Genomic DNA, 22,277 nt, shown 5'->3' with positions numbered 1-22,277 from the left:
TTATCATTGGCTAAAAAGATATGCCGCATTATAAGCACACATCGATAATGGTTTATCTATTTTTTCTATCCAGCATTATGACGAATAACGCCCGTAAACACAGGAGTTTCTTGTGGCGGCAGAGGAATCATTTTACTGCCAATCTCCTTGCATTTCAGGAAATATGCCATATTGTGCCCCAGGATTCGCATGGTCTGCATTCCTTCCAGATCCTGTTTTACTTCTTCTGGCGTCGTGCCATGCACCATATTCCAATAACGGGAAGTGATGATGGGCATCTGCATCAGGCCAAAATATTTGTTTATCTGATCCCAGGTGGCAGTAGTACCAGCCCTTCTGGCCGATATGACCGCTGCTGCAGGTTTCAGGTAAAACCGGTTGGCGCCTCCGTTCAGATCGGCATAGAACGCTCTGTCTAGGAAAGATGTAATTTCGCCGGCTGCGGCGGCGAAATACACCGGTGTGCCAAAAACAAATCCGTCGTAATCGCCTGCCAGATCAAGAAAATCATTGACGGTATCCTGCATCACGCAGTGATGCAACCGATCGCATTGATGGCAGGCAATGCAGCCGGAAAAGGGGGGATTGCCGATCCAAAAAACATCCGTATCAATACCGTTTTGGTTCAGCGAGCTGGACACTTCACATAGCGCTGTATAGGTGCAGCCCTCCCTGTGGGGGCTTCCATTGATAAGCAAAACTTTCATTTCTGTGTGTTTCCTCCTTTTTGATGGTTGGTCACCCACTCTAAAATCTCTGTCTCGTCAAATACCAGATTGCCTCCGCCGTGGTAGTTCCCGGTGACGCCACGCTGGGCAAACCAATTGTTATCCGGGGTTTGGATTTGCAGGACAATATCGATCTCATTCCATCCAGCTTCTACATAAGCGTCACGGAGGCTGTTGTAAGCGCTCCAGGCCCGTTCAGAGCCATAATATTCGTCGTTCTGTGCCATGAAAATATAAACCGCTACGCCATTTTCTGCGATAGGGGCATATTCTCCGTCCCATTGGGATGCGCCGTGTAGATATGCCGCATACAGATCCGGGCGCATGGAGACAGCCTGGGACATGGTTTCCCCGCCTGCAGAATATCCGGCTGCATAAACACGGGTTTTATCCACAGAAAAATGATCGATAAAGTATTCTGTCAGCTCAATGGCCTGCTGTGCCGAAGTATCGTGCCAATCTGTGAGCTGGGCAGAGACGACAATCATATCCTCTGGAAGTTCTGTCCAGCATAAAAAGCCTCTCCAATTCAAATTAGAGCCGGAGGATTCTTCCCCGAACCACATCATGTCGTACCCTGGCATGACCATCATCAGGGGATATTCCTGGCGCTCATTGTAGCCGTGGGGAAGGTAATAGCTGTAATGGATCGTCCCTGTTTCGCCCTCCAGAATCTGCTCCGGGATGATCCCTGTCTGTACCGGCAGCTCCGTAGGAAGCGCCATGTCCGGCTCATCGGGAACGTCCGCCTGGGAGGCTTCCTGCAGGGTTTCACTATCCGATGCTGAACTTACGTCGGGCAATGATTGGGGTTTGGCAGCGCAGCTACTGAGAATCGCTAAAAAGGCTATGCCACACAAAAGCAGGCAAAAGGGAAAATGCGTGTTCATTGGCAGGACACCTCCTTGGTGGCCTGCCTCAGGCATTTTTGCACATCCATCTCACCGGTGATCAACTGGTTTCCACCTGCGGAATTGGAACGAATCGCCCCTTCGCAGCAAATCTTTGCGCCCTTATAGGCGGCCTTCCAATCCTTCAGCGCATAGCCTGTCCATCCTTCGTGGGCCTGGAAGGGGATCACCGTCTTGTCTATCCAATCGTGTTTCGAGGGGAAGGTAGCCACAGTGTGCCACCGGATAGGGGCCCCAACAACAGAAACAATGGGATCTTTTCCTAAAATGTGTGTCTTCATCTTGTATACCACTTTCTTTCCTTTGCATCTATTGTAATTCCGTACAGAGGAGCGCAGAAGTCTCCGTTTGTTATGCGGTAGAAACCAAAAGGTTACATGCACGGCTTTCCTTTGGCGTTCAATCCCCGGAAGGTGTGGGAGTACATCCCCAGGGATACCGGCAGCATAATAATCTCCACCACAAGCTGAGTCCAGATCATACCATATAGACCAAAGACCAAGTCCATTACGATCAACATCGGAATATTGAGCAACCCCTGGCGGCAAGAAGTAAGGATCGCAGACTGTATGCCTTTCCCCATGGCTTGTAATGTGTAGCTGATGAGAAAGTTCACGCTCGTTAGCGGCACCGCCAGGCAGGCAATCCGCAAAAAGGAAGCGCCCAAGGTGCTGGTCTGTGTCTCCGGGATAAAGAGATGCAGGATCTGCGGCGCAAAGATGGCAAAGCAGGCGATGAAACAGGCGGACATCACTAGGGCTATCTTCCAGGAGAAAATGGACACCTTGCGCATCCGCCCATAATCCTTGGAAGCAAAATTATACCCCACCAGCGGCATAAAGCCCTGGCACAGCCCCATAGAAACATTCAGAGGGAACTGATCGATGCGCTTCACAACACCATAGGCAGCCACGGGGATGTCACCGTAACCGGAGGCAAGATGGACCATTACCATATTGGAAGCGTTGCCCAGAGTGGTCGCTAAAGCCGATGCCAGCCCTACGGAGAAGACAGGTCGTACAAAGCGGAATGTAAAGTGCCGAGGATTCAAAGAAATGGCAGTCTTGTCCTTCAGCCGGATATACTGGATGATGAAGAACGCCACCGAGACAGTGTTGGAAAGCGCCGTGGCGATAGCGGCTCCCGCCACATCCAGATGGAATGCAAAGATAAAAACTGGGTCCAGCACCACGTTGAGGATGCCGCCGAACATCATGCCGGCACTGGCCTGTTTCGCATGTCCTTCACTGCGCAGCAGATGGCCGAGGGCCAGGTTCACCATGGTTGGCACGCCGCCCAGAACCACTACCCACAGGAGATACTCTTGGGCGTATCCATAGGTATCCGGGCTTGCTCCCAGAAAATTTAATAGGGGGAACCCGCGCAAGCCAGGTGGCCAGGGAAAAGAGAAGTGTCACAGCCGTCCCGCCCCAAATACTGAATACGGAAACATATTTGATGTCCTCGTGGTTTTGCGCCCCCATCATCCGGGAGATCAGGCTGCTGCCGCCCAGGCCGAACAGGTTTCCCAGAGCAGTCAGCAGGTTGAACCAGGGCGATACCAGCGAAACAGCGGCAACCATCAGCGGGTCACCGATCTGTCCCACAAAGAAGGTATCCGCCAGGTTGTAAATCATCGTGACCACCTGGCTGATGATGGTGGGGATGGCCAAAGTCGCTACCGCTTTGGGAACCGGCATTGCTTCAAACAGGTATTTTTCCGCGTCTTCCTCCATTGCTTTCATTGCTTCCTTTCAAAAATAAGCAGGTCCCTCCTGAGAACGGAGAAACCTGCCGATATAGAACAGGCGGGATAAGCCGCTCTGGGTGGTCAGTTGTCTGCGAAGATGGCGCTTAACCATTGGTCATAGGTGGGAATCCAATCCCCGCTGGCTCCAAAGCCATGGGGCATTCCATCAAGCTGCAGCCGTTCTACCGCTACACCCGCTTCCTCCGATGCGTCTGCATTAGCTAAAAACTGTTTGTAGAATGGGTCACGTGTCCCATAGCAATAGAAGGTGGGGGGCAGATTGCCGGAGTGCAGCAGATCCACGTCGGTGGTGCCCACACTTAGGCGCCCATAGAAAGAGTAAATCATGCCGCAGGCCGCGGCGTCAGCAGAAACGCTGTCCAGTTCATCCGGCTGATACTTGGGATCAAAAGTAGCTGGGTTTACATCTTCATCAAAATTCAGCAGCATTTCCCCGCTTAAGATCCCGCCCGCTGAAAAGCCCATAACGGCAATGTCCCGTGGGTCAATACGGTATTCCTCTGCATGGGAGCGGACAAACCGCACGGCTCTGGTCAGGTCAAGCGCGCCTTCTTGCTGGGTATAGGGCCGCAGGCGGTAGTCTACCACAAAGCTCTGATAGCCCAAAGCACTGAGCGCTTCTGCAACATCGATCCCTTCCGGCTGATCGCTGCGAAACTGGAATGCCCCGCCGGGGCAGACGAGTATAGCGCCTTTTGCATCCACACCGTTCGGGACGGGAAAGCTGGTGATGTATGGCCGGAAGTCCGGGCCATCGGAATAACCGCCGTTGTTGACGGTATACTCTGTTTGTGCCGGGGCATTGCCTTCCTCCCACAGATACAGAACCTGCGGTTCCTTAGGTGTGACGGCGGCAGTTGCCACTGTATTGGCAGGGGTATTTTCCGGCACAGCGGCAACACGGTTCAGTCCAAGGCTTTCCGCCCAGGCTCGGATTGCATCTTTTGTCATATCAGGCGATACCATCAAGACATCATTTCCCATCAAAGCCCCCGGCTGAAGCTGTGAGATGGAGGAGTACAAGCCGGCAGAGGAAATCACATCTTCGTCACTGCCTCCCAGAACAAAGGGGTAGATGGTACGTGCGCCAAAATCATGGCGCTGGAGGAATGCCTCTACTGTTTGGGGGAGTGTATCCCCATCTGGCGCAAACCCCAGCAACACATATTCATACGCATCTGCATGAAGCCCGCTGTCATCCTCTATTTCCTGCAAATCGCCGGAGAGCGCGTCCGCCAGAATATCTGCTGCCTGCGCCACCGTCTCCTGTGCGGGATCGTAAGCAATTAGAATGCTGTTGCCGCTTGGTTTCGTATAGTCATCGTCTGAACGCTCGGTTTGTGAAGAGCTGTTGCCCATATCTAGCGCAAAGTGTCCGGCATCCTCAGACCCGCAGGCGCAGAGGGAAAGCAGAAGCGCCATGGCCGAGAGTATGGATAAAAGCCGTTTCATAGCCAACGCCTTTCCGTCTGTCAGGACAGGTTCAGGCTGTCGAGCCACTCCTGCACATCCGCTTCGCTGACATTGGAGGAGAAACGCTGACCTTCCTGCCAATCGCCTGTGCCAGCCAGCTCGGCCAACAGCTCACCGCTCTCCCCAATACCGGAGCTGGAAGAGGTGCAGAAGGGAATCACGGTTTTGCCAGTGAAATCGTTGGCCTCCACAAATCCATCCACCGGCCACGCGGCGATGCCCCACCAGATGGGGTAGCCGATAAACACAGTGTCATAACTGTCCCAATTGTCCACAGTGTCGGCTACCAGTTCAATATCCCGCAAGGATTCGTCATCATGTTCCTGGTTTACACGGCTGCCATCCACTGTCCAGTTCAGATCATCATCGGTATAAGGATCGGTGGGTTCCAGCTGAAACAAATCGCCTCCGGTGATGTCAGCAATATAGTCCGCCGCTTGTTCCGTGTTGCCGGTGGCAGAGAAATAAACTACCAGAGTGCTGCCGTTTTCCCACTCAGTTCCTTCAGAGTTTTCCGGCTGAGAAGAAGGCGTTTCGTTCTCTGCCGGCACTTCACTGGGAACAGAGGGGGTGGAGGAAGGCGTACCACTGTTGCAGGCGGCAAGGCCCAATATCATGGCCAGGCTTAAAAACAATGCGGTTAATTTTTTCATATGGATCGTTCCTTTCTTTGTCAAAGAATTTTATTTATAGAATTCCTGGATGATTGCCAGGATTTTCTTATGAGCCATAGGCTTGTAGTTACCCTAGGAGATGCCAGGAATCTACGTTCTCTTTTGGCTGTCCCTTGCCCACGCCTGACTCTTTGAAAGTGGTAGGGTGGCCAAGCCTTTTGATAAAATCGGCCGGAGCGTCGAGGCCAGCCAGAGGAGCTCCTCATCAGATTTCCCATCGCAGGCGATCCCCCTACATTTTCGGCGAAGCGGACGAATTTGGGAAGCCTTTCTTTATAGATGTACCGCTAATATATCGGAAGGCATTCTGCTAGGCCGCCGCCATAGGGCAAGCAAAATGGCATGGGCATTTTGCGCCAGGCTGTCCATATGCTCTTTTGCACAACCCTTGCTGAAATAACCCCTTTTGTGTTTTAGAAAATAACGTTGTTCGTGATCATACATTTTTCTATAAGATGTTTGTTATATCCATAGGATGCTTACCTTTGCGCTTCCCAAAAGGCAACCGCTTCGTCCAACCATCCCTCCGCCACCGTACCGGTTCCCAGGCCGAAGCCATGAGGCAGTCCGGGATAGTGGTGAAACTCCGTTGGAATGCCCAGAGCACTCATAGCGTCCAGGCGGCGCTGCATGGTACGCCAGTTGGCGATGCCATCGTTTTCGCCGGCGCAGGCAAAGGTGGGTGGATCATTTTCTGTGTAGTCGCTGTGGCCGGTGTACTGCATAATCACTGCACCCGGCTGAGGGAGATCGTCCCCGCCAAAAGCTGCCGGGCCGTAAGAGCCAAGCCAAGCCGCCATCCGCGCCCCTGCAGAACCGCCCCAAAGGGAATAGCAATCGGTGTCTACTTCCAGTTCTTCTGCGTTTTCAAAGATAAAGCTGATTGCCCGCGCCAGATCTTCGCAGGCTGTTTGATCCCCAGGGCGGTAGATGAGGGCAAAGGCGTTATAGCCCTGCTTAGATAATTCCAGCGCATGGGGAAAACTATCTTGCATGGCGCCTACATAGGCAAATCCGCCTCCAGCATTGCACACGGCAAACTTTTCTCCCGGCTCACCCTTAAAGAAGAACAACCCGGTGTTCTCCTTTTCGGGGTCTGCCAATTTTTCTTCTTCGGTGTAAATATCGTAGAAAACCGTTTCACCCGCATCGGCCCGTTTCCACAAAGTATTGACGATCTCCACTGTTTCTGCCGGATCGATGTTGTGATACCAGGTCAACTGCAAATCTCCAAGGGTGCTTCCACTCATATACCAATCATCTGTGGGAAACAGCAGGCGGCCATAATTGCCAAACACTGGATCGCTGCGCACCATATCAATCTCTGTATTTTCATCAAAAGGTTCCTGTGTCACATCTATATCCACATCCGGCACAGAACTTTTTTCTAAGGTTTCCCACTCTTCATTGGGAATAGCGGAAACATCGCGGAGGGTTTTCTCTTCGTTACCACACCCTGTCAGGCAGAGCAGGATACACAAAGCTGACACAAATATTTTCTGTACCTTCATGTCCTTCACCTACCTTTCCTTTTGCTGGTTTTATTATAAAAAAAACGAGACCTCCGCAGAAGTCTCGATTGGTTATTCAGTATTTACCGTTAGGTTAACAGTGGATTTTTCTTTTGATCCTATGCATTTGTGCTGTAAAGATCCATATCCATAATTTGCATTTGAGGATGCTTTTCCAGAGATCCCCTCTGAACAGACCAACATAGTGGTTTCATTTGCATTTCATAAGCATCATAAGCATCAGCTTCTCGATGTACAAATTCTGTACAGTCAGTTTGTCCTTCTGAACCAACTTGTGGTGGATAGAAACGGCGCAGAATAATATGGCAACTCTTTTTGTCTGGAAGATCAAAATAAAACACACAGCGCTCCATAAAAGAGGCCATCGCGTTTTATGGCGGATATGGGATAAATTTCAGGGCGATAAAAATAAATCCGAACCCATCGCCTAACGGCACAAGGTTCGGATTTGTACGATGTGGTGGAGCATAGCGGGATCGAACCGCTGACCTCTACACTGCCAGTGTAGCGCTCTCCCAAACCCATCGGTTACATACCCCCGTAACCGGGTCTGCGAGATGCGCTTCAATACGCAATACCACCAAAACAAGCCACAGTTTCTTGTTGCTTCTGATTATAAGCTATTTGAAAGTGCATAGCAAGCCCATAATTTTATGGTAAGAACGCCGCCCAACGGGACTATGGGCGGCGTTTTCATATATCCTACCGAGAAAGGAGGAGTGTTCCCCCACAGGCCAGCCATCGGGCTGGCTTTTTCTATTTCACAACGAAGGAGGTTTTTAGGTGGCTGACGATAAAAAGAATATTCCCGACGCTGGGAAGGTAGACGATTCCCCCAAGCCGGGAACGGTAGAGCCTGCCAAAGCTGCTCCCCCGGTGCAGGATCAGCCCTCCCCGGCCAAGGCGGAGGCTCCCGTGATAGAGGATGCGTCCAAGGTGGTAACGCCCCCTGTGGCGGAAAAGCCCGTTGAGGGAAAGACAGCTCCCGACCCTGCGGCGGAGCAACCGGCTCCGGGGGGTAAGGAGGCTCCCAAAGACAAGGACGCTCCCGCCCCGTCTAAGGAGGGTGCGCCGCAGCCGGGCAAAGACGAGAAGCAGACCACGATCCCCGGTATGGGTGATCCTACCCCCGCTGGAAAGATGGTGGATTTTACCGCTGCCCGGGATGGGGCGACGAAGGTCAAGCCCCCGGAAAAGGCTGTTGCCCCGGATAAGGACAAGCAGGCGGATAAAGCGAAGGATGCGGCCAAGCCCCGCAGGGGCCGCCCGGCCAAGGCTGACAAGGCGGCCCCCGACAAGGCCAAGCCGCAACCTCGGGACAAAATGTCCCAAAGCAAACCGCCTGCCGGGAAAGGCGCTCCCGCTACGGCGGAGGCCCCGGCTGCAACCGAGCAGCCGCCTGCCCCTCGGGATGCCACCCGTGGCGTGAAAGAGGAGATTGTCTATCTCAATCTTTCCGATCTGCACCCATTCAAAAATCACCCCTTTGGCGTCCGGGACGATGCGGAAATGCAGGGGCTGGTGGAGTCGATCAAGGCCGCCGGGGTCAATCAGCCTGCGCTGGTGAGGCCCCGTGAGGGCGGCGGATATGAGATCATCGCCGGACACCGCCGCCAGCGGGCCAGCGAACTGGCCGGGTTTGCCAATATGCCCTGTATCGTCCGCAACATGACCGATGACGAGGCTATCCTCGCCATGACGGACGACAACCTGCGGCACAGGGAAAAGATTTTGCCGATGGAAAAGGCTCAATCTCTCAAAATGCAGGTAGAGGCCATCAAGCACCAAGGAGCCCGGCCCGGTGAGGACGATAAGAGCGCCGGAAAACGCTCCACGCAGGTTGTGGGGGATCGCAACGGCATGAACTACAAGCAAGTGCAGCGGTATATCCGCCTGACCGAGCTTGTCCCCGATCTGCAAAAGATGGTGGACGAAAAACAGCTCGCTTTTACCCCTGCTGTGGAGATTTCGTTTATCCGCCCCAAGCACCAGAAGTATATCGCCGTTGCCATTGAGGGGCAGCAGTCCTCTCCCTCCCTTTCCCAAGCCCAGCGGCTCCGTGAACTGGACAAGGAGGGCAAGCTGAACGGCGATGTGATCGACGGTATTTTGAGTGAGGAAAAGAGGGAGGTTGACAAGGTGATCATCAACAGTGCCGAACTGGAAAAGTATTTTGGCAAGGACAAGTCCCCCCGGGAGATGAAGGACACTATTCTGGCCCTGCTGGACGAGTGGAAGGAGAAGCAGCCCCCGGAGCTGGGCAAGCCGGAGAAAAAAGCTGATAAATCCCTGTAACTTTGGGACAGCTTGTCCCGAAGTGCTGCGCTCCCCTATAAGGGGCTCTGGTGCTTAATCCCCCGTCGCCGCCTATTACACGGCATGGCCGGGCGCTGTCCGTCAAGGGTGCATGGCACCGCCGCCCTGCGGCGGCTTGCCCTTTACGGGCGGCCCCGGCTGTGCCATTCCCGGAGGCGTGACGGGGGCATATCCTCCAGAGCCGCCCCCTTTCCCATGAATGGGAAAGGGCGGGGGGATAGGGTTGAACACCATGAAACGGAGGTTTTCTATGAAAAGACCCCTTGCGTATATCACCGCCGCATGGTGCGGCGAGGACTACAAGAACACGGAACAGGCGGCCCGGTATTGCCGGGCGGTGTATGAGGCGGGCTTTTCGCCCATCTGCCCCACGCTGTATCTGCCTTTGTTCCTCAACGACGCCGTTCCCGAGGAGCACAAGAACGGCATCGACATGAGCCGTGACCTGCTGCGGCGCTCCCATGTGCTGGTGGTGTGCGGCCATACCGTCACCGAGACCATGAAAAACGACATCGCCGTGGCCCAACGGCTGGGGATTACCGCCACAACGCTGGATGGCATCCTCACCGTCAAAGGACAGGGACGGCGCTGATATGGATACCCCGTTTGAAGCGTATGTCACCAACTTGGGGAAATACAACGAGGGCAGGTTGGTAGGCGAAAATCTAAAATTCCCCACTACCACCGAGGAGGTGCAGGCCCTCTTAAAGCGCATTGGCATAGATGGGGTGCGGTATGAGGAAATCTTTATCACCGACTACGAGGTGAACATATCCGGGCTCTATGACTGCCTTGGCGAATATGAGAGCATCGACGAGCTCAATTATTTGGCCAGCCTTATCTCCGAGATGGATCAAAGTGACCGTGAAAAGTTTGAAGCGGTTATTGACAGCGGCGAATACTCCGGCAGCGTCAAGGAATTGATCAACCTGACCCAAAACCTCGACTGCTTCGAGTTTTATCCAGGTGTGACAGACGATGAAACGCTGGGACGCATCTATGTGGAGGACATGGAGGCCATCGATGTGCCGGAGCACCTGCTCAACTATTTCGACTACGAGGCATACGGGCGGGATATTCGGATCAACGATGATGGGCATTATGCCAATGGCGGCTATATGTTCAACAACGGGAGCCAGTTTATCGAACACTATACCGGGCGGGATGATATTCCTGACGAGTATCGGGTGTTTTCCATGCCCAAGCTCAACATCCGGGAACAGATGGCCGCCTATAAGGAAGTAGCGGATCGGGCTGCGCCGGAGAAAGATCATCTTTTGCCTAAAAAGGAGGTGCCGGAGCGATAACAACACTTCGGGACAATTTGTCCCAAAGAAAGGGGTGGTTTGACTGGTAGATGAAGATATTTCCCGGCGCACGATAGCCGTTTCTGTGAAGGCGTCCAAGCTGACCGCCCGGGGCCTTGCCTATGTGCTGCGGGCCATTGGCCGAAAAATAGCCAAGCACCACCGGGCCAAGCAGACGCCCCACGGCAAGCAGAGCGTGAAAAAGCTTATGGCCCACGGCGCATCGGCATCCAGCATTGAGCTTTCCGGCGATACCAAGCTGTTTGACCGGGTAGCCCGGAAATGGAATGTGGACTACGCCTTTTACAAAACCGGGCCGGACAAGTATCTGCTGTTCTTTAAGGCTGGGCAGGCCGACGCCATGACCGCCTGTTTCTCGGAGTACTCCCGCAAGGTGCTGAACAAGTCCAAGTCCCGGCGCATCCCCATCCGGGATCATCTCAAACGGGCGTCGGAGCAGCTTGCCCAGGAGCGGCCCCGTCCCAAAGAGCGGGTACAGGAGGTGGCTCATGCCGACAGATAAGATCCGAAAATATATTCTTCCCAACATTCCCTATCTGTTCATTGGCTGGGCCTGTCTGAAACTGGGGACGGCCTACCGTCTGGCGGCTGGGGACGGGTTTGGTGAAAAGCTGCTGGGGCTGGGCCGGAGCATCGGCCCGACCTTTGCCGACTTTGCGCCGGGGCTTGATCCCTTTGACTGGCTCATCGGCGTTGTGGGTGCGGTTGGCTTTCGCCTGCTGATCTACTTCAAAAGCAAGAGCGCAAAGAAGTACAGGCGGGACGAGGAATACGGCTCCGCCCGGTGGGGAACGGAAAAGGACATCAAGCCCTTTGTCGATCCCAAGTTTGAAAACAATATCATTCTTACCGGGACGGAGCTGCTCACCATCAACACCCGGCCCAAAAATCCGGCCAACGCCCGCAACCTCAACGCCTGTGTCATCGGCTCGTCCGGCTCCGGCAAGACCCGGTTCTGGCTCACGCCCCAGCTGCTTCAAGCCCATTCCTCGTATGTCTGCGTCGATCCGAAAGGGGGTGTCCTCGGGCAAGTCGGTCACTTTCTCCAGCAGCGGGGGTATAAGATCAAGGTGTTCAACAGCATAGATTTTTCAAAGTCCATGCACTATAACCCGCTGGCCTACATCAAGAACGAGGCGGACATCTTGAAGTTTGTAAACGCCCTGATTTCCAACACCAAAGGCGAGGGCAAAGAAGGCGATCCGTTCTGGACAAAGGCGGAAACGCTTTTGTACTGCGCTCTGCTGGGGTACATCATTTTTGAGGGCTCCGAGGAGGAGCGCAACATGAATACGCTGGTTGACATGATCTCCGGCATGGAAGTGAAGGAGGATGACGAGGACTTTCTCAACGCCGTGGACTATATGTTCAAGGGGCTGGAACAGCGCAAGCCGGATTGCTTTGCGGTGAAACAGTACAAGAAGTACAAGCTGGCCAGCGGTAAAACCGCAAAAAGCATTTTGATTTCCTGCGGCTCCCGGCTGGCCCCCTTTGATATTCCCCAGCTCCGGGAGATCATGTCCTATGACGAGCTGGAGCTTGACCGCATGGGTGATAGGCGCACGGCCACTTTCTTCTGTATCAGCGATACCGACAGCACCTACAATTTTCTGGTGGCGCTGGCCTTTTCGCAGATGTTCAATCTGCTCTGTGAACGGGCGGACAATGTTCACGGGGGCCGCCTGCCCCATCATGTGCGGGTGCTGTGGGACGAGGCGGCCAACACGGGACAGGTGCCAAATCTCGAAAAGCTGGTGGCCGTGATCCGCTCCCGGGAGGTCAGTCTGACCCTCTTTTATCAACAGTTGGCCCAATGCAAGGCCATCTATGATAAGAACGCTGAAACCATCCTCGGCAACATGGACAGCGTGATTTTTCTCGGCGGGCGGGAAAGCTCCACCATCAAGGAGATTTCCGAAAACTGGCTGGGCAAGGCCACGATCTCCATGCAGACGGATGGCCGGACACGGGGGCAGTCGGAAAGTTACAGCCAGAATAACCAACGGCTGGGCCGGGAGCTGATGACCCCCAGCGAACTTGCCACCATGCCCGGCGACAGGTGCATCTTGCAGCTCCGGGGCCTGCCCCCGTTCTATTCCAAGAAGTACGATTTGAAGCAGCACCCCAACTACAAGTACACGGCGGAGGCCGACAAACAGAAAAACGCCTTTTCCCTCGACAAGCTCATTAACCGCCGCAGGCGGCCCGGGCTGGCCGAGGAATGTGAGGTGTACGAGGCGACCGTGCCGGACGAGGCGCTCACAGACGAGGACGAGGACATCCTCAACTATGACGATCTCGATGACCCGGACGCCTTTGTATAAAGACTTTGGGACAAGTTGTCCCGAAGTTGTGTAAGCGCCGCCTGTATGGGCGGCTTTTTTCATGTCCGGGGCATCCCCGGAGAAAGGGAGGCTATATGCAGTTTTTCGCTTCTGCTATCAACACTTTGCAGACCCTCGTTGTGGCCCTCGGCGCTGGCCTTGGCGTGTGGGGCGTGGTGAATTTGCTGGAGGGGTACGGCAGCGATAATCCCGGCTCCAATGCTCATGTACGGTAAGGAAGCAAGCAACCGAAAACAAGAGATAGACCGCCAGCACTACACTATTCCGAACCAAAGACCAAAAGATAAGCATTGTGGGAAAATCTAAACTTTTGGATTTTCCTACAATGCCAACTACGGCGGAATCCCTCCCACTCCTTATATCTTTCTGTATACATTGAATTTGTATTTAGTAAAATGCAGACAACACCCCGGATCAGCTTTTGGTTGGACAATTCCAACCAAACACCACAGCAAACAGCAGAAACTATTCTGAACGCCAAGAAGCCGGTATGATTGTTAACATATAAGAGGAAGAAAAATTTCTTTTAGGTACTTGCTTTCCTAAAGCTGATGTGATATAATAGTTTCATTCCAGAAAAGGAGTAAAAAAATATGCGGCAAGGTATTCTTAAATAAAACTATAATCAAATAGTGGGAACAAAGAATTATGATAGTCCCTTTCACGGGGGCTTAGTTTTTTGTACCCAATTTAAGAATACTTTTGCCTTATCAATTTTGACATATCCCCAAAAACAGCAATCACAAACAGGTGTATGCTGTATATGTGTATGTCCGCAACTTATAATCCCCAGTGGTAAAAGTATTTTACTGCTGGGGATTTTTATGCCCTTTGGGGCTGTAAAGGGAGGACAATCACATGAAAATAATCAATATTGGAATTCTTGCCCATGTAGACGCTGGAAAGACGACCTTGACGGAGAGCCTGCTATATGCCAGCGGAGCCATTTCAGAACCGGGGAGCGTCGAAAAAGGGACAACGAGGACGGACACCATGTTTTTGGAGCGGCAGCGTGGGATTACCATTCAAGCGGCAGTCACTTCCTTCCAGTGGCACAGATGTAAAGTTAACATTGTGGATACGCCCGGCCACATGGATTTTTTGGCGGAGGTGTACCGCTCTTTGGCTGTTTTAGATGGGGCCATCTTGGTGATCTCCGCTAAAGATGGCGTGCAGGCCCAGACCCGTATTCTGTTCCATGCCCTGCGGAAAATGAACATTCCCACCGTTATCTTTATCAACAAGATCGACCAGGCTGGCGTTGATTTGCAGAGCGTGGTTCAGTCTGTTCGGGATAAGCTCTCCGCCGATATTATCATCAAGCAGACGGTGTCGCTGTCCCCGGAAATAGTCCTGGAGGAAAATACCGACATAGAAGCATGGGATGCGGTCATCGAAAATAACGATGAATTATTGGAAAAGTATATCGCAGGAGAACCAATCAGCCGGGAAAAACTTGCGCGGGAGGAACAGCAGCGGGTTCAAGACGCCTCCCTGTTCCCAGTCTATCATGGCAGCGCCAAAAATGGCCTTGGCATTCAACCGTTGATGGATGCGGTGACAGGGCTGTTCCAACCGATTGGGGAACAGGGGGGCGCCGCCCTATGCGGCAGCGTTTTCAAGGTTGAGTACACCGATTGCGGCCAGCGGCGTGTCTATCTACGGTTATACAGCGGAACGCTGCGCCTGCGGGATACGGTGGCCCTGGCCGGGAGAGAAAAGCTGAAAATCACAGAGATGCGTATTCCATCCAAAGGGGAAATTGTTCGGACAGACACCGCTTATCAGGGTGAAATTGTTATCCTTCCCAGCGACAGCGTGAGGTTAAACGATGTATTAGGGGACCAAACCCGGCTCCCTCGTAAAAGGTGGCGCGAGGACCCCCTCCCCATGCTGCGGACGACGATTGCGCCGAAAACGGCAGCGCAAAGAGAACGGCTGCTGGACGCTCTTACGCAACTTGCGGATACTGACCCGCTTTTGCGTTGCGAAGTGGATTCCATCACCCATGAGATCATTCTTTCTTTTTTGGGCCGGGTGCAGTTGGAGGTTGTTTCCGCTTTGCTGTCGGAAAAATACAAGCTTGAAACAGTGGTAAAGGAACCCTCCGTCATTTATATGGAGCGGCCGCTCAAAGCAGCCAGCCACACCATCCATATCGAGGTGCCGCCCAACCCGTTTTGGGCATCCATAGGACTGTCTGTTACACCACTCTCGCTTGGCTCCGGTGTACAATACGAGAGCCGGGTTTCGCTGGGATACTTGAACCAGAGTTTTCAAAACGCTGTCAGGGATGGTATCCGTTACGGGCTGGAGCAGGGCTTGTTCGGCTGGAACGTAACGGACTGTAAGATTTGCTTTGAATACGGGCTTTATTACAGTCCGGTCAGCACGCCGGCGGACTTCCGCTCATTGGCCCCGATTGTATTGGAACAGGCATTGAAGGAATCGGGGACGCAGCTGCTGGAACCTTATCTCTCCTTCATCCTCTATGCGCCCCAGGAATACCTTTCCAGGGCTTATCATGATGCACCGAAATACTGTGCCACCATCGAAACGGCCCAGGTAAAAAAGGATGAAGTTGTCTTTACTGGCGAGATTCCCGCCCGCTGTATACAGGCATACCGTACTGATCTGGCCTTTTACACCAACGGGCGGAGCGTATGCCTTACAGAGCTGAAAGGATATCAGGCCGCTGTCGGTCAGCCGGTCATCCAGCCCCGCCGTCCAAACAGCCGCCTGGACAAGGTGCGCCATATGTTTCAGAAGGTAATGTAAAGATACATAATCGTCAAGACGGCAACAATCAGAAGTTATGGAGGGTAACAATGGAATATAGTAAGGAAGATTTAATGGAAGCAAAAAAGCAAATTTGGGGAGTGGGAGAGAACATGGGAACAGAGGAAAGTAAAAAAATCTGGGAGGAGAACGCACAATTTTGGGATAATGCAATGGGTGACGAATCTAATGAATTTCACAGAGAGGTAGTGCGTCCCAAAGTAACGGAACTTCTATCTCCTAATCCTGCGGATTACATTTTGGATATTGCGTGTGGCAATGGAAATTATTCTTCGTATCTTGCACAAAGAGGCGCTTCGGTTGTCGCTTTTGATTACAGCAAAAAAATGATAGAATTGGCTAAAAGACGGCAATCACAATATGCAAAACAAATTGAATTTTGTGTGGCGGATGCGACCGATAGAAAAAGTATATTAGAATTAAAAAGAAATCGAGCCTTTACGAAAGCAGTTTCTAATATGGCAATTATGGATATTACGGATATTGAACCACTTCTTATGGCTGTTTATGAACTGTTGCAGGAAAGCGGAATTTTTGTCTTTGCAACGCAACACCCTTGTTTTGTCACGTTGACTGAAAAATATATGACACCGCACAGTTACTATGATATAGCGATTGAAGGGCAACCGAAAGAGCAGATTTATTATCATCGTTCCATACAAGATATTTTTAACCTTTGTTTTAGAGCTGGATTTGTCATTGATGGATTTTATGAAGAATGTTTTAAAACCAACAAAGAAATTCCTATGGTAATGATAGTAAGGCTTAAGAAGGTAAAACGTGATAGCTTAAAATAAGGCTCTGTCACAACAAATGGTTGATTTTTGACGAGAAATAGCGTATAATAATAGTAAGAAACAGTACCACCGAAGGAGGTAATTGGATATGCCTACTATCAAAGACGCATTAGATATTATCGGTAAGTTGACTGTCGCAGAGCAGGAAAGCCTTAAAACAATGCTTTTAAGTCCTGCCTTTGTAAAGTCTTTGAATATTGAAGATTTCGTAGCAAAGGAACGCTTTGCAAATGGTCGTGTATGCCCTCTTTGTGGCTGTATCCATGTGGTTCGCAATGGTCATCGTAAAGATGGCACACAGCGATATGTATGTAAGGATTGTGGCAAGTCCTTCGTGATTGCTACGAACTCCATTGTGTCTGGTACAAGAAAAGACTTGTCCGTGTGGGAGCAGTACATTGATTGTATGATGAATGGCTTATCCATTCGTAAGACTGCTGTTGCTTGTGGGATTCACAGAAACACCGCATTCCTTTGGAGACACAAGATTTTGGATGCACTTCAGAATATGGCAGACGATGTTACCCTTGACGGCATTATTGAGGCTGACGAAACTTTTTTCGCCATCTCGTACAAGGGCAATCATAGCAAGAGTAAGACATTTGCTATGCCACGCAAGGCTCATAAGCGTGGTCATTCTACACATATCAGAGGCTTGTCCCAAGAAAAGGTATGTGTTCCTTGTGCGGTTAATAGGAATGGCTTGTCTATCTCCAAGATTACGAATACTGGTAGAGTTTCTACAAGAGATTTACATCATATTTATGATGGTAGGATTAAGACCAATTCCACTCTTGTTACGGACAAGATGAACTCCTATGTGAGATTTACAAATGCCAATGGCATTGACCTTGTGCAGTTAAAGACTGGCAAAGCCAAGAAAGGCATTTATAATATCCAACATATCAATAGCTACCATAGCCAGCTAAAGAGGTTTATGCGTGGCTTTAACGGTGTTTCTACCAAGTATCTGAACAACTATCTTGTGTGGAATAACCTTGTAAATTACGCCAAAGAAAGCGACATGGAGAAAAGGAACATCTTCTTAACTTTTGTTTTGGCAACATTGAAAACTGCTAAATGCAGAGATTTATCAAACAGACCAGCAGTTCCTCTGGTCGCCTAATTAGAATTTGTGGAGATGATAAGATGGTCAATATAACAGATGTAAAACAGATTCTTCAATTTGCAATAGATGCGGAGATTAAAGTCTTTCTTGATGGTGGCTGGGGTGTAGATGCTCTTCTTGGATATCAGTCAAGAGCCCATAATGATATTGACATTTTTGTAGAAAAGAACGATTATCAGAACTTTATAGAAATAATGAAAGCTAATGGCTTTTATGAGATTAAGATGGAATATACAACATTGAACCATACTGTATGGGAAGATTTGAAAAACAGAATTATTGATTTGCATTGTTTTGAATATACGGACGAAGGTGAAATTCTTTATGATGGGGATTGTTTTCCGGTAGAAACTTTTTCGGGTAAAGGAAGAATTGAGGAAATAGAGGTTTCCTGTATTGAACCATATAGTCAAGTAATGTTCCATCTGGGATACGAGTTTGATGAAAATGATGCACATGATGTGAAGTTATTGTGTGAGACACTTCATATCGAAATTCCAAATGAGTATAGATAACTGCAAATAACAGTTTGTAGGGGAGTTCTGATACTCCCCTATAAAAATGGCTATTTATCAACTGTTTGTTGTGACATAGCCTAAAATAAATTCAAGTTTGTCGGGTAAATAGCAAACCCAGCCGAGCCAGTCAACGGTCAAGATGAACGGCGCATATGCGCAGCCGTTGACAGCCCCGCCCGCCTTTGCTGGTAGGCAATCAAGGGGCGACAGCAAGAAGTGCCACCGCCCCGCACTATTATTCAGAAAGGGGAATTTCCATGACCGACCAGATAGCCTATCAAGAATATATCCAGCGCAGGTACAACGCCTTTTGCAAGACTGTTATCCGCTGTGCCGCCTTGGACAAGATTTTGAAGCTTAAACGGCAATGGGAACGGCAAGTTTCCCTTGACTATCTGATGAACGAGAAGTTTGTCCAGTTTGCCGCGTCGGAGCCGGACGAGGAATACCCATTTACCGTCTGCGGTCAGACCGTCCTGCTCTGCAACGCCGCCCTTGCCGACGCGATCTCTGTTTTGCCGGAGCAGACGCGGGAAGAAATCCTGCGCTATTACTTTCTGCGCCAGCCGCAGCGCGTGATCGGCGCGTGTATTGGCCGGTCACGCAGCACAGCGGGGCGGCATATCCAGCTTGCCTTGCAGCGGCTACGCGAAGAAATGGGGGTGAGCCGGTATGAGTAGACTTCTCCCCTATGAAACAATCCTCAAAGCCCGTGAGGGCGACCCAGAAGCCGTGAACGCTGTCCTGCTCCACTACGCCGGATATATCCGCTATTTCTCAAAAGTGAACGGGCAGGTCAACGCCGAGGTGGAGGACTATGTAAAGCAGCGGTTAATTGACTGTCAATTCAAGTTCCGGCTTGACGAACCACCGGACAAGTCATAAAAACTGAATACCAGCCGCCACCGACGCGGCCAGCGAAAGCAGTAAGTCTTGAAAAAGATTTACTGCTTTTTTTGTTGTCCGGCTCCGCTCCCGGCCATTTTGCCCCCTGCCGGTTGTAGTAGTAAGCGAGGAGGGAATTTTTCTGCCCTGGTGTTTGGCATTTGGAGCATTTACCCGTAGTAGAGGGCAAAGAGAAAGGATTTCTCCAACACCGGGTAGAAACCACTGCGTCCGGTGTCATTTTAGCGAAAGCGGGCAGGAATGCCCTTTACAGGATTAGTAGTAGCAGAAAAAGAGAAACAAACTTTTGTGGTTGCAGTTTTCCAAAAAAGTGGCGGACGGAAGTGAGAGAAAGTTTGCAGTCACGGAGAGCAAGTTTCTACCACGGTGCCAAAATCCGCAATTCTGCAGTTTTGCCCCTCGCGGGAAACTTGTTGGGGAGTGCCTTCCCCAAACCCTGCTCATGCGCCCTTACGGGCGAGAAAGGAGGTCACACCATGCGAAAGAAATACAACACGCCCCACCGCAGCCGCGTTGTGAAAACCCGGCTGTCCGAAGATGAGTATGCCGACTTCACAGCGCGGCTTGCGCCCTATGGTATCAGCCAGTCCGAATTTCTCCGGCAGGCGATACGGCGGGCGACCATACGCCCGGTTGTCCATGTGTCGTCGGTCAATGACGAGTTGCTTTCCGCTGTCGGGAAGCTGACAGCCGAGTACGGCAGGATCGGCGGCAACCTCAATCAGATTGCCCGGTATCTGAACGAATACGGCGTACCCTACAACACCCTTTCCGGCGAGGTACGCGCCGCCATATCCGACCTTGCCGTCCTCAAGTATGAAGTCCTCAAGAAAGTAGGTGACGCGGTTGGCAACACTCAAGCATATCAACTCTAAAAACGCCGACTACGGAGCCGCCGAGCAATATCTTCTCTTTGAGCATGACGAGTTTACCATGAAGCCCGTCCTTGATGAAACCGGCAGGCTTATCCCCCGCGAGGACTACCGGCTGTCCACGCTGAACTGCGACGGGGAGGATTTTGCCGTTGCGTGTATGCGGGCCAATCTCCGCTATCAGAAAAACCAGCGGCGGGAAGATGTGAAAAGCCACCACTACATCATCAGCTTTGACCCGCGGGACGGGCCGGACAACGGCCTGACCGTAGACCGGGCGCAGGCGTTGGGGGAACAATTCTGTAAAGAGCATTTTCCCGGCCACCAGGCCCTTGTCTGCACCCACCCGGACGGGCATAACCACAGCGGCAACATTCATGTGCATATCGTCATAAACAGCCTGCGGATTGAGGAAGTGCCGTTCCTGCCCTACATGGACAGGCCGGCCGATACGAAAGTCGGCTGCAAGCACCGATGTACCGACGCTGCCCTGCGCTACTTCAAATCCGAAGTCATGGAGATGTGCCACCGGGAGGGGCTTTATCAAATCGACCTCTTGAACGGCAGCAAGAACCGCGTCACCGACCGGGAGTATTGGGCGCAGAAAAAGGGACAGGCCGCGCTGGACAAGCAGAACGCCCCCATGATTGCCGATAGTATCACGCCCCGGCAGACCAAGTTTGAAACGAACAAGGAGAAGCTGCGGCAGACCCTACGGAAAGCCCTTGCCACCGCCGCCAGCTTTGACGAGTTTTCCTCTCTGTTGCTGCAGGAGGGTGTGACCGTCAAGGAGAGCCGGGGGCGGCTTTCCTACCTCACGCCGGACAGGACAAAGCCAATTACCGCCCGGAAGCTGGGCGACGATTTTGACCGCGCCGCTGTCTTTGCCGTTTTAGAGCAAAACGCCGCCAGAGCAGCCGAAGCGCCAGCCAGATCCCCCGATCCCCCACGCACCATAAAAGACCGCTTGCAGGTTGCCAGAGCCGAGATAGCCGCCCCGAAACAGGACGGAGTGCAGCGGCTTGTGGACATTGAGCAGAAAATGGCCGAGGGCAAAGGCCGGGGCTATGAACGCTGGGCGAAGATACACAATCTGAAGCAGGCCGCCAAAACGCTGTCCGTCTACCAGCAATACGGCTTTACTTCCCCGGAGCAGTTAGAAGCCGCCGTTGACACCGCCTATCAGAAAATGCGCCAGACCAGCGGCGAACTGAAAGCACTGGAAACGAAGCTGCAAGGGAAAAAGAAGTTGCAGCGGCAGGTGTTGGCCTACGCCCAGACCAAGGCCGCCCGCGACGGGCTGCGGGCACAGAAATCCGAGAAAGCCCGCGCCGCATACCGGCAGGCCCATGAGAGCGATTTTATCATAGCCGACGCAGCAGCCCGGTATTTCAAGGCGCATGGCATTACCAAGCTGCCCGCCCGGAAAGCGTTGCAGGCCGAGATCGAGCAGCTTATCTCCGAGAAAGACGGCCTGTATAACACCTATCACGAACAGAAACAGCGGTTCAAGGAGTTGCAGACCGTCAAGCGGAACATCGACCAGATTTTGCGCCGGGACGAGCCGCACCGCAGAAAGGAGCAGAGCCATGAGCGATAACCTGCCCCACATGGACTACCGCCAGCACCGGCGGGCGCGGCGGCTGGTACATGAGTGCTGTAACTACGATGAGGGGAACTGCCTGCTATTGGACGACGGGGAGCCTTGCGTGTGCGTCCAGAGCATTTCCTTTTCCCTCATGTGCCACTGGTTCCGTGTGGCTGTCCTGCCCCTTGACGGGGAGCTGGCCGCAGCCCTCTTGTGCCGGGGAAGCCGGAAACGGTGTGCCGTCTGCGGGGCGGCCTTTGTCCCCAAATCCAACCGGGGAAAATACTGCCCCGACTGCGCCGGGCGCATGAAGAAAATCAAAGCCGCCGAGAGAAAGCGGAAACAAAGGCAGAGATGTCACGCTTTAGAGCCTTTCAAACCCGCATAAATCAAGGCTTTTTTCGTGGGTGTCAAAGGGTACGCGATACATTTATCCTTTTCCCCCGGAAACGGCGTTTTAATGCGTGACAATACGCCAAAATCAACCCGAACACAGGGAGGTGATCCTACCCTGACAGGCTGGAACGGTTCATCGAGGAAATGAGCCGCTACCTTGCCGCCAACGGGAAAAGCTACCAGAACTATGCCGC

Annotated in this window: 24 protein-coding genes and 1 pseudogene; 15 read left to right on the top strand and 10 right to left on the bottom strand. The window is 52.1% G+C overall.

The features are described from left to right. Positions 1-65 precede the first annotated feature (65 nt). The 9 genes from I2G69_RS09425 to I2G69_RS09385 form a co-directional block, all read right to left on the bottom strand. A complete protein-coding gene (locus tag I2G69_RS09425) occupies positions 66-707 on the bottom strand; it encodes a flavodoxin family protein (RefSeq protein WP_195451286.1) in 642 nt (213 codons plus the stop codon). Continuing rightward, positions 704-1,618: a prolyl oligopeptidase family serine peptidase gene (locus I2G69_RS09420; RefSeq protein WP_243254933.1), complete on the bottom strand. Its 915-nt coding sequence runs from the start codon at positions 1,616-1,618 to the stop codon at positions 704-706. The genes I2G69_RS09425 and I2G69_RS09420 overlap by 4 nt, the downstream gene beginning before the upstream one ends. Beyond that, a complete protein-coding gene (locus tag I2G69_RS09415; RefSeq protein WP_191362345.1) occupies positions 1,615-1,920 on the bottom strand; it encodes a hypothetical protein in 306 nt (101 codons plus the stop codon). The genes I2G69_RS09420 and I2G69_RS09415 overlap by 4 nt, the downstream gene beginning before the upstream one ends. A gap of 92 nt (positions 1,921-2,012) precedes the next feature. After that, a complete protein-coding gene (locus I2G69_RS09410) occupies positions 2,013-2,921 on the bottom strand; it encodes an MATE family efflux transporter (RefSeq protein WP_087228798.1) in 909 nt (302 codons plus the stop codon). After that, positions 2,884-3,384, bottom strand: coding sequence for an MATE family efflux transporter (locus tag I2G69_RS09405; RefSeq protein ID WP_087228795.1), 501 nt, complete (start codon positions 3,382-3,384; stop codon positions 2,884-2,886). The genes I2G69_RS09410 and I2G69_RS09405 overlap by 38 nt, the downstream gene beginning before the upstream one ends. A gap of 86 nt (positions 3,385-3,470) precedes the next feature. Beyond that, entirely contained in the window at positions 3,471-4,910 is a 1,440-nt protein-coding gene (locus I2G69_RS14445; protein WP_207740576.1) for an alpha/beta hydrolase fold domain-containing protein, read from the bottom strand. Continuing rightward, positions 4,883-5,536: a flavodoxin gene (locus I2G69_RS09395; protein WP_191362342.1), complete on the bottom strand. Its 654-nt coding sequence runs from the start codon at positions 5,534-5,536 to the stop codon at positions 4,883-4,885. The genes I2G69_RS14445 and I2G69_RS09395 overlap by 28 nt, the downstream gene beginning before the upstream one ends. A 500-nt stretch (positions 5,537-6,036) precedes the next feature. Further along, positions 6,037-7,068 carry an alpha/beta hydrolase gene (locus I2G69_RS09390; RefSeq protein ID WP_191362341.1) on the bottom strand — a complete coding sequence of 344 codons (1,032 nt, stop codon included), beginning with the start codon at positions 7,066-7,068 and terminating at the stop codon, positions 6,037-6,039. Positions 7,069-7,187: 119 nt separating this feature from the next. After that, the gene (locus tag I2G69_RS09385) at positions 7,188-7,430 is read right to left on the bottom strand and encodes a hypothetical protein (RefSeq protein ID WP_191362340.1); all 243 of its coding nucleotides are present in this window, start codon (positions 7,428-7,430) and stop codon (positions 7,188-7,190) included. A 442-nt stretch (positions 7,431-7,872) separates the two neighbouring features. On the opposite strand from I2G69_RS09385, the gene I2G69_RS09380 reads away from it, so the two are divergent. The 15 genes and pseudogenes from I2G69_RS09380 to I2G69_RS09310 all read left to right on the top strand — a co-directional run bounded on the left by I2G69_RS09380 (position 7,873) and on the right by I2G69_RS09310 (position 22,075). Further along, positions 7,873-9,384: a ParB/RepB/Spo0J family partition protein gene (locus tag I2G69_RS09380; RefSeq protein ID WP_195560691.1), complete on the top strand. Its 1,512-nt coding sequence runs from the start codon at positions 7,873-7,875 to the stop codon at positions 9,382-9,384. A 271-nt stretch (positions 9,385-9,655) separates the two neighbouring features. Beyond that, positions 9,656-9,997, top strand: coding sequence for a DUF7768 domain-containing protein (locus tag I2G69_RS09375; protein WP_195560690.1), 342 nt, complete (start codon positions 9,656-9,658; stop codon positions 9,995-9,997). A gap of 1 nt (position 9,998) precedes the next feature. After that, complete coding sequence (locus I2G69_RS09370; protein ID WP_195560689.1) at positions 9,999-10,712, top strand: antirestriction protein ArdA; 714 nt, start codon at positions 9,999-10,001, stop codon at positions 10,710-10,712. Between the two features lie 85 nt (positions 10,713-10,797). Continuing rightward, positions 10,798-11,235, top strand: coding sequence for a PcfB family protein (locus I2G69_RS09365; protein ID WP_442858892.1), 438 nt, complete (start codon positions 10,798-10,800; stop codon positions 11,233-11,235). Next, the gene (locus I2G69_RS09360) at positions 11,222-13,057 is read left to right on the top strand and encodes a VirD4-like conjugal transfer protein, CD1115 family (protein ID WP_195560688.1); all 1,836 of its coding nucleotides are present in this window, start codon (positions 11,222-11,224) and stop codon (positions 13,055-13,057) included. The genes I2G69_RS09365 and I2G69_RS09360 overlap by 14 nt, the downstream gene beginning before the upstream one ends. A gap of 95 nt (positions 13,058-13,152) precedes the next feature. Beyond that, positions 13,153-13,281, top strand: a pseudogene (locus tag I2G69_RS09355) (Maff2 family mobile element protein); the annotation flags it as partial. Between the two features lie 655 nt (positions 13,282-13,936). Continuing rightward, complete coding sequence (tet(W), locus tag I2G69_RS09350) at positions 13,937-15,856, top strand: tetracycline resistance ribosomal protection protein Tet(W) (RefSeq protein WP_002586627.1); 1,920 nt, start codon at positions 13,937-13,939, stop codon at positions 15,854-15,856. A gap of 50 nt (positions 15,857-15,906) precedes the next feature. Further along, positions 15,907-16,674, top strand: coding sequence for a class I SAM-dependent methyltransferase (locus tag I2G69_RS09345; protein WP_002586626.1), 768 nt, complete (start codon positions 15,907-15,909; stop codon positions 16,672-16,674). 88 nt (positions 16,675-16,762) lie between these two features. Next, a complete protein-coding gene (locus tag I2G69_RS09340) occupies positions 16,763-17,800 on the top strand; it encodes an IS1595-like element ISSag10 family transposase (RefSeq protein WP_002837184.1) in 1,038 nt (345 codons plus the stop codon). A gap of 23 nt (positions 17,801-17,823) precedes the next feature. After that, the gene (gene lnu(C) / locus I2G69_RS09335) at positions 17,824-18,318 is read left to right on the top strand and encodes a lincosamide nucleotidyltransferase Lnu(C) (protein ID WP_019543803.1); all 495 of its coding nucleotides are present in this window, start codon (positions 17,824-17,826) and stop codon (positions 18,316-18,318) included. A 260-nt stretch (positions 18,319-18,578) separates the two neighbouring features. Beyond that, on the top strand, positions 18,579-19,001 hold the full coding sequence (locus tag I2G69_RS09330) for a sigma-70 family RNA polymerase sigma factor (RefSeq protein WP_002586616.1): 423 nt from the start codon (positions 18,579-18,581) through the stop codon (positions 18,999-19,001). Continuing rightward, on the top strand, positions 18,994-19,206 hold the full coding sequence (locus I2G69_RS09325; RefSeq protein WP_002586615.1) for a helix-turn-helix domain-containing protein: 213 nt from the start codon (positions 18,994-18,996) through the stop codon (positions 19,204-19,206). Before I2G69_RS09330 ends, I2G69_RS09325 begins: the two co-directional genes overlap by 8 nt. Before the next feature lie 497 nt (positions 19,207-19,703). Next, on the top strand, positions 19,704-20,102 hold the full coding sequence (locus I2G69_RS09320) for a plasmid mobilization protein (RefSeq protein WP_002596229.1): 399 nt from the start codon (positions 19,704-19,706) through the stop codon (positions 20,100-20,102). Further along, positions 20,074-21,699: a relaxase/mobilization nuclease domain-containing protein gene (locus I2G69_RS09315; protein ID WP_002596230.1), complete on the top strand. Its 1,626-nt coding sequence runs from the start codon at positions 20,074-20,076 to the stop codon at positions 21,697-21,699. Before I2G69_RS09320 ends, I2G69_RS09315 begins: the two co-directional genes overlap by 29 nt. Continuing rightward, positions 21,689-22,075 (top strand): cysteine-rich VLP domain-containing protein, encoded by a 387-nt coding sequence (locus I2G69_RS09310; protein ID WP_002596231.1) that lies wholly within the window; start codon positions 21,689-21,691, stop codon positions 22,073-22,075. The genes I2G69_RS09315 and I2G69_RS09310 overlap by 11 nt, the downstream gene beginning before the upstream one ends. Here I2G69_RS09310 and I2G69_RS14545 read toward each other — a convergent pair. After that, positions 22,045-22,277: hypothetical protein (locus I2G69_RS14545; RefSeq protein WP_207740575.1), on the bottom strand; the 233-nt coding region annotated here is incomplete at its 5' end. The two genes, I2G69_RS09310 and I2G69_RS14545, sit on opposite strands and share 31 nt — an antisense overlap.

This window comes from Anaeromassilibacillus sp. D41t1_190614_C2 (assembly GCF_015558525.1).
Taxonomy (GTDB): Bacteria; Bacillota; Clostridia; order Oscillospirales; family Acutalibacteraceae; genus Anaeromassilibacillus; species Anaeromassilibacillus stercoravium.
This window is presented reverse-complemented; position numbering and strand designations above follow the sequence as displayed.

Bases quoted from the DNA above. Each gene is read 5' to 3' on its own strand.
- I2G69_RS09325 (WP_002586615.1), top strand. From the start codon at position 18,994: ATGAGTAGACTTCTCCCCTATGAAACAATCCTCAAAGCCCGTGAGGGC.
- I2G69_RS09310 (WP_002596231.1), top strand. From the start codon at position 21,689: ATGAGCGATAACCTGCCCCACATGGACTACCGCCAGCACCGGCGGGCG.
- I2G69_RS09340 (WP_002837184.1), top strand. From the start codon at position 16,763: ATGCCTACTATCAAAGACGCATTAGATATTATCGGTAAGTTGACTGTC.
- I2G69_RS09360 (WP_195560688.1), top strand. From the start codon at position 11,222: ATGCCGACAGATAAGATCCGAAAATATATTCTTCCCAACATTCCCTAT.
- I2G69_RS09330 (WP_002586616.1), top strand. From the start codon at position 18,579: ATGACCGACCAGATAGCCTATCAAGAATATATCCAGCGCAGGTACAAC.
- I2G69_RS09370 (WP_195560689.1), top strand. From the start codon at position 9,999: ATGGATACCCCGTTTGAAGCGTATGTCACCAACTTGGGGAAATACAAC.
- I2G69_RS09405 (WP_087228795.1), bottom strand. From the start codon at position 3,384: ATGAAAGCAATGGAGGAAGACGCGGAAAAATACCTGTTTGAAGCAATG.
- I2G69_RS09395 (WP_191362342.1), bottom strand. From the start codon at position 5,536: ATGAAAAAATTAACCGCATTGTTTTTAAGCCTGGCCATGATATTGGGC.
- I2G69_RS09320 (WP_002596229.1), top strand. From the start codon at position 19,704: ATGCGAAAGAAATACAACACGCCCCACCGCAGCCGCGTTGTGAAAACC.
- I2G69_RS09420 (WP_243254933.1), bottom strand. From the start codon at position 1,618: ATGAACACGCATTTTCCCTTTTGCCTGCTTTTGTGTGGCATAGCCTTT.
- I2G69_RS09410 (WP_087228798.1), bottom strand. From the start codon at position 2,921: ATGGTGAACCTGGCCCTCGGCCATCTGCTGCGCAGTGAAGGACATGCG.
- I2G69_RS09345 (WP_002586626.1), top strand. From the start codon at position 15,907: ATGGAATATAGTAAGGAAGATTTAATGGAAGCAAAAAAGCAAATTTGG.
- I2G69_RS09415 (WP_191362345.1), bottom strand. From the start codon at position 1,920: ATGAAGACACACATTTTAGGAAAAGATCCCATTGTTTCTGTTGTTGGG.
- I2G69_RS09375 (WP_195560690.1), top strand. From the start codon at position 9,656: ATGAAAAGACCCCTTGCGTATATCACCGCCGCATGGTGCGGCGAGGAC.
- I2G69_RS09425 (WP_195451286.1), bottom strand. From the start codon at position 707: ATGAAAGTTTTGCTTATCAATGGAAGCCCCCACAGGGAGGGCTGCACC.
- I2G69_RS09390 (WP_191362341.1), bottom strand. From the start codon at position 7,068: ATGAAGGTACAGAAAATATTTGTGTCAGCTTTGTGTATCCTGCTCTGC.